This is a genomic window from Vibrio sp. V39_P1S14PM300 (genome assembly GCF_009904765.1).
Taxonomy (GTDB): domain Bacteria; phylum Pseudomonadota; class Gammaproteobacteria; order Enterobacterales; family Vibrionaceae; genus Vibrio; species Vibrio proteolyticus.
Window position 1 is genome coordinate 1 of the sequence record NZ_WXWP01000224.1, and the last position, 5980, is coordinate 5980.

Sequence of the window (5980 nt, forward strand, 5' to 3'; positions counted from 1 at the left end):
AAGATATGCCGTCCGAGAAAATAATTGCATATCGATATGCGATTAAACTCGTTAAATAGATCTTGATGATGATGAAAATAACAAGGCAACATCATGTTGCCTTTTTAGATCAGTTGCGATTACCGAGTTTAACCATACCGAGGGAATTGAACCAAAGTGCTTCATTTCGTCTTCTGGCTATTAATATTGGCCCGTCATCATAAAATAAAAAGTTCTTCCAGTTTCTTTTAAACACAGACCATTTCGTTTCAATCACATTGTACTTTTCATAGCAGAAATAGACAGTTACATCATCTTGCCAATCCAAATGAGCCAGAATTTCCGCAGGCAAACCGGCCTCATCGTCTTCCCAGGCTAGCATCCAGTCTACTTCTCCGACCCAGTTGCTCTCTTTCTGAGGCCAGTCTGATGCACTGAGTCTTTCTGAATCTGGGCTTTGTGCACTGATGTTGTCTTTCCACAATTGTGCGGACCTTGCCTGTGTCATCGGTTTGATCCATTCAAGATCATCACTGGCAACCGGCATCGATTGGTGAGTAAAAATCCATTTTCTTTGGTATTGATCCAAAGGCAAATACGACATTAATTTTCCTCGTTACCTTGAAGCCACCCTTTTGCGGTGGCGTCTTCTATCATTTGTTGGGCTTTTTCCCACAGCACTGTAGAGCCATCTTCGATACGTCGGTTGATGCTCAGCGCTTGCTCGGTTTTCACACCATTTTCCTGCCAGCTTTGCCCTTGATTATGATAATTCAACAACATGGGAATGATGCGATCCAGCGCTTTCGCGAAACGGGCATCGCCCGATTGAGCACTCTCAAATTCCAGCCATAACGCTTTCAGTTCTTTGGCCTGATCGTCCGGCAACATACCAAACAACCGCTCTGCCGCTGCCATCTCTTTCTGCGCTTGCAGCTCAGAAGCGGCAACATCATAAACAAAGGTATCACCCGCATCAATTTCAACAACGTCATGGATCAGCAACATCTTGACCACCCGGTCGATATTGACCGGCTCATTGGCGTGTTCTTCCATTAACACTGCCATTAGGGCAACGTGCCAACTGTGCTCTGCACTGTTCTCAAGGCGTTTGTCCGCACTTTTCACACGGGTTCGCCTGAGAACAGACTTAAGGCGATCCAGTTCCAATACCAGTGCCAGCTGTTGTTCCAGTCTTTGGTTCATATCAGGCCTCTTTCCAGTTTCGGTTGATCAGCGCCATCAGGTTATGATCTTCCCAGCGCCCGTTAATCAACAGGTAATCTTTAGCAAACCCTTCGTGTTCAAAACCGATGGTTTCCAACACCGATTCACTGCGCTTGTTTGCCGGAATGTAACCGGCCATGATGCGATGCATGTTCTGTATACGAAACATGTAGTCCACTGCCATTCTTAATGCCCGGGTCATCACGCCCCGCCCTTGCGCTTGCTCGGCCAGTGAGTAACCAACGTTACAGGCATGAAATGGAAAACGAGTCAGGTTACTGAATGAAATGGTTCCCAGCATGGCCCCTGTCTCACGTTCGATGATGATCAGGTAGTAGCCAAGCCCCATCTTGTGCAACTCATGCAACTTGATCAATTTCTGTGTCCAGCCCTGTACCGAGTAGAATGCCTGCTCTCGTTTGGGTTCCCATGGCTGAAGGTGAACCCGATTGGTACTGTAGTAGTCCACAATCATTGCAGCATCGGTAACGTCGGCGGTTCTCAGTATGATATCGTCATCGACTTCATACACTTGCGCGGGCGTGCTGATTTTATCCATCATTTCTTTCTGATCCCGTAGTCGCGCAGTTTATTCGCCACCGAGGTATGCGACACATTCAGTCGTTTGGCCAGTTTACGACTGGATGGGAAAGACTGATACAAACGTTCCAACACCTGAGCTTCATACTCTTTCATGATTTCATCCAGCGAACCATCAAGATTAATACTCGGTGCACTGCCGGACACACTTTCCAACTGCGGCAAATGGAACAAATCAATCGTCAGTGTATCTGCGGACAACTCGGTCAGCGCCCGCAGTACCATGTTATCCAGTTGACGCATATTGCCCGGCCATTGATAGTTCGAGAGCTGGTCCACCAAATCTTCACTGAGTTCGGGTTTCATCATACCAAGTTGCTTGATGTACTTGGCGACAAACAATTCCAGTAGCGGTGCAATATCGCTGGCGCGTTCGCGCAGTGGCGGAATGCGTAGCGTCAGTACATTGAGGCGGTAGAACAAATCTTCACGGAATGACCCCGACTCTGCCAAATCGGACAACTGATGGCGCGTCGAGGCAATAACCCGAACATCCACGTGCACTTCGCGCTCTTCGCCCACTCGGCGGAATGTACCGTCCTGAAGAAAACGCAGCAGTTTAATTTGCAGGTGCGGGCTCATCTCGCCGATTTCGTCAAGAAAGACGGTTCCGCCATTCGCCTGTTCAAAGATGCCTTTGTGTCCTTGCTCGTGATTAAACGATCCCGGAGCATGACCAAATAACTCGGTCTCTGCCACATCATCCGGCATCGAAGCACAACTCAGGACCAAAAAAGGTTCTGACGCGCGGTGAGAGCGGTTGTGGCAAGCGCGTGCCAGCATCTCTTTACCGGTACCGGTTTCGCCTTCAATCAGCAAAGGCTGATCAAGCATCGAGAGCTTTTTCGCTTGCCCAATCAAAGCCTTGTGCTTATTGGAAACGCCAACAAAATGTTCAAAGCCGAGATTGTTCTGCTCTGGCAACATCTGGTCTATCAACGCAGGTTGTGCGGCGCTGCGAATGATCATCACCGTACTGGCCAGAATAGACTCTTTCGCTTCACTGGTAATGTAGACCGGCATAATTTCCATGACGTAATCTAAGCCGTCAATCACTAGGTTTTCGCGCTTGCGCGTGATGGTGCCTTCCGCCCATTTTGAGAAATTGAAACTGGGTAACAGTGTCGAAATCTGCTGCGCAAGAATCTGGTCTTCGTTTTGGCTAAACAAACTGAGCGCAGCGTGGTTGGCCATATCAACATGACCTTTGAGATCAATCGCCAGAACCGGATCCGGCAGATTATTCAACAGAGAAATCAGTTCGGTGTTATGCCGTTCCATCGGCATAAACTGAATCTTACGAACGTCTTTGACACCAGAGATGCGACGGATTTCTGCCATCAGTTCACTAAAGGTATCAAAGTCGATATCCGGGCAGTTAAGGTAGATAATGCCAGAAATATCAATTTCAATGCCGCGCAAATCAATGTTTCTGGAGGCAAGAATATCGAGTAGCTCACGGGTAAGACCGAGTCTATCTTCACAGAAAACTTCTAGACGCACTGGAAAGTCCCTAAATTCGAAGGTGTCAGGAAAAGTTGACAGTAGTTTCGCCTAAGGTCTGAATCGCGTCAAGAAGTCTCCGTGAGTCGACATCACATTCGCTGCTATTTCATTGTAATCGCAGTGACTTTTGCCACAATTTGCTTACGAATTGCGCTCAGTTTCACCGCGCGGTCTTTGTGCCAGGGCATCGGACGCAACAGTGACATGGCCTTCAGACCAAGTCTGGCCGTGAGAATGCCCACACCAAGCCCCTGCCCTGCGCGCGCAGACAAGCGCCCCGCTAGATCCATCGACAACAGATCCATACCAGCGTCAACAGCCAATTCACTGGCTCCGGCCGCGGCCATATTGATGAACACGGCTTTCAGTAACTTGATGCGCGACCAATACCCCAATTCAACGCCGTATATCTCCGCCAGTTTGTCGATCATCTTGAAGTTGCGCCAGGCAACCAACAACATATCTGCAATCGCCAACGAGCTGATCGCGACCAATGCGGCGGCTTCCGTTGAAAACTGAGACACCACTTTGGTGGCTTGTTTGTCTTGTTCAGCAACCACCATCGCATCGTACATATCCAGAATTTCGGCATCACTGTGCGCATCATGCACACTGTTGAACCAGCGATCATAAGCCGGGCTTTCCGGCTGTACACCGCTCTCTTTCGCCAACTGTTCACAAAATGCTTTACCATGTCCGACGCTGTCGTTGAGGATAAGTTGCTCACTCTGCTCCTGAACGCTGAAATGATTGCGCAATCGGCGCAGTTTCCATAATTCTTTGCCAATAGCGCCGATACCCAGCGCTGACAAACCGGCGATAAAGCCAGACCAGCCCAAAGCCAGCCAGTCGCTCTGCTGAATCGCGCCCACCAGCGAATCAACCGCTTGCCATCCCAACAGCGCGGCAAATGTGATAGACAAACCCGTGGCCAGCCATTTGCGTCCCTTTCGCGGACGAATGACCTGCTCCAACTGCTGCTCAGGCATGGCGTCGGAAGACTGGCTCTCAGCAGTCTGTGGTACAAAACGCTGTTCGGCGTTAAATTGCTGCTGAGCGGTGAGCTCATCTTGCTCGAGAGGAGCATCGTTGAGTGGCTGATCGAAAATTTGCTTGCTCTTCAAATCACTCATTTCAATTTATCTCCAATCAAAGTTTCTAACGCTTTGTCCATACGGATATGCCTAAGCGGCTCGTCTGACTCCGAAGCCATCGGCCGGAACGCACTGAACTCAAATCCTTTGTTTTGCCAGAAGCCTGAGCCTGGCAGTTTCTTCGGCACTTCTCCCGGAAAGACCGTCAGCGCAGTACCGTCCAGCGTGTATCCCTGAAGCGCAGGCGTGCGCTCATCACCGGAAGAGATAAAACCAGATTGCGTCGCCTGAACCGACGCCATACTGATGCAGCTCATCCCGATATTTTCATACGCCGCACTCTGCCAGGACGGATGTACCATCTGCTGCAACAGAGCGACCAGATTAGGGTGCTGCTCCGGCGTTACGTGATCCGCTTTGGTTGCCGCGAACAACACTTTATCGATCTTGGGGGAAAACAAACGCTTAAGCAGACTACTACGTCCATACTTGAAGCTTTTCATGATCTGCTCCAACGCATGGCGCATGTCGTGAAACGACTCGGCACCAGAGTTCAGCGGCGACAGACAATCCACCAACACAATTTGTCGATCAAACGTGGAAAAGTGATGCTTATAGAAAGCTTTCACCACTTTCTGTTGATATTCCTGATAGCGTGATTTCAATGCCGTGTAGTTACTGCGCTTATCGGCTTTATCACCCCCATCCAGCAAAACCGGAAAAAACTGCAGGACTGGCGCACCGTCCAATTCCCCCGGGAGGACAAAGCGGCCCGGTTGCACCCAGTGCAGCCCGCTCGCCTTGCAGTCGTGCAGATAACGGGTGTAACTCTGAGCGATTTGCTCCAACTGTTTCTCGTTTACTTCCGCGCGCAGATCGAGCGACCCCAGCTCGGTGAGCCACGCTTGTGCCAATGAGCCTCTCAGACCCGTCATCGCGTCAAACTGCGTTTGTGACCACGTATCGAAGTCCATCTCCAGCAACGGCAAATCCAGCAGCCATTCACCCGGATAATCAATAATATCAAGATGCAGCGTACTGGTACGGCTGAGCAGTTTTTTGGTCCGACTTTTCGGCTGATACTTGATCGCCAGCCGAATTTCGCTGACATCACGCGTCGGCTCAGGCCATTGTGGAGGGGCAGCATGCAAATGTGCCATCGCTTCGTCATAGGAGAAACGCGGCACCATCATGTTGACCTGTGGTACCCGCTTAGCGCCAATGATCCGCTGATCACGCGCAGCTGCCAATAAAGGCAAATTGTCGTGTGTCGATGTGTGAAGTAACTGATTCACCATAGAAGTGATAAAGGCCGTCTTGCCGGCTCTGGATAAGCCGGTAACAGCAATGCGGACATGAGAGTCCAACCCGCGATTAATAAAGTCATTCACTTCTTGGGTAATACGCTTCATTCAGTCTCCCTCAAATTACCAAGACGGGCGTAGTTTATATTCATCAATCTTAATACGAGATGAACGAAAAAGCCCCTGAGTTAAATCAGGGGCTTATAGAAAGTTGCAGCTCTTAAGACTAATCGTCTTCAATCAGCTTGTAGATGACAAACAATGAAATCT

The 5980-nt window shown here is 49.6% G+C and carries 6 protein-coding genes; all 6 read right to left on the reverse strand.

The genetic code is table 11. The features are described from left to right. Positions 1-109: 109 nt before the first annotated feature. On the reverse strand, positions 110-583 hold the full coding sequence (locus CAG65_RS11370; protein ID WP_161453704.1) for a DUF2947 domain-containing protein: 474 nt from the start codon (positions 581-583) through the stop codon (positions 110-112). Then, entirely contained in the window at positions 583-1185 is a 603-nt protein-coding gene (locus tag CAG65_RS11375) for an HD domain-containing protein (RefSeq protein ID WP_161447834.1), read from the reverse strand. Before CAG65_RS11375 ends, CAG65_RS11370 begins: the two co-directional genes overlap by 1 nt. Before the next feature lies 1 nt (position 1186). Beyond that, complete coding sequence (gene rimJ / locus CAG65_RS11380; RefSeq protein ID WP_161453707.1) at positions 1187-1765, reverse strand: ribosomal protein S5-alanine N-acetyltransferase; 579 nt, start codon at positions 1763-1765, stop codon at positions 1187-1189. Next, entirely contained in the window at positions 1765-3309 is a 1545-nt protein-coding gene (gene tyrR, locus CAG65_RS11385; RefSeq protein WP_161453705.1) for a transcriptional regulator TyrR, read from the reverse strand. The genes rimJ and tyrR overlap by 1 nt, the downstream gene beginning before the upstream one ends. Positions 3310-3413: 104 nt before the next feature. Further along, positions 3414-4445 (reverse strand): YcjF family protein, encoded by a 1032-nt coding sequence (locus tag CAG65_RS11390; RefSeq protein ID WP_161453706.1) that lies wholly within the window; start codon positions 4443-4445, stop codon positions 3414-3416. Further along, positions 4442-5818, reverse strand: coding sequence for a YcjX family protein (locus CAG65_RS11395; protein WP_021703607.1), 1377 nt, complete (start codon positions 5816-5818; stop codon positions 4442-4444). Before CAG65_RS11395 ends, CAG65_RS11390 begins: the two co-directional genes overlap by 4 nt. Between the last annotated feature and the right edge of the window lie 162 nt (positions 5819-5980).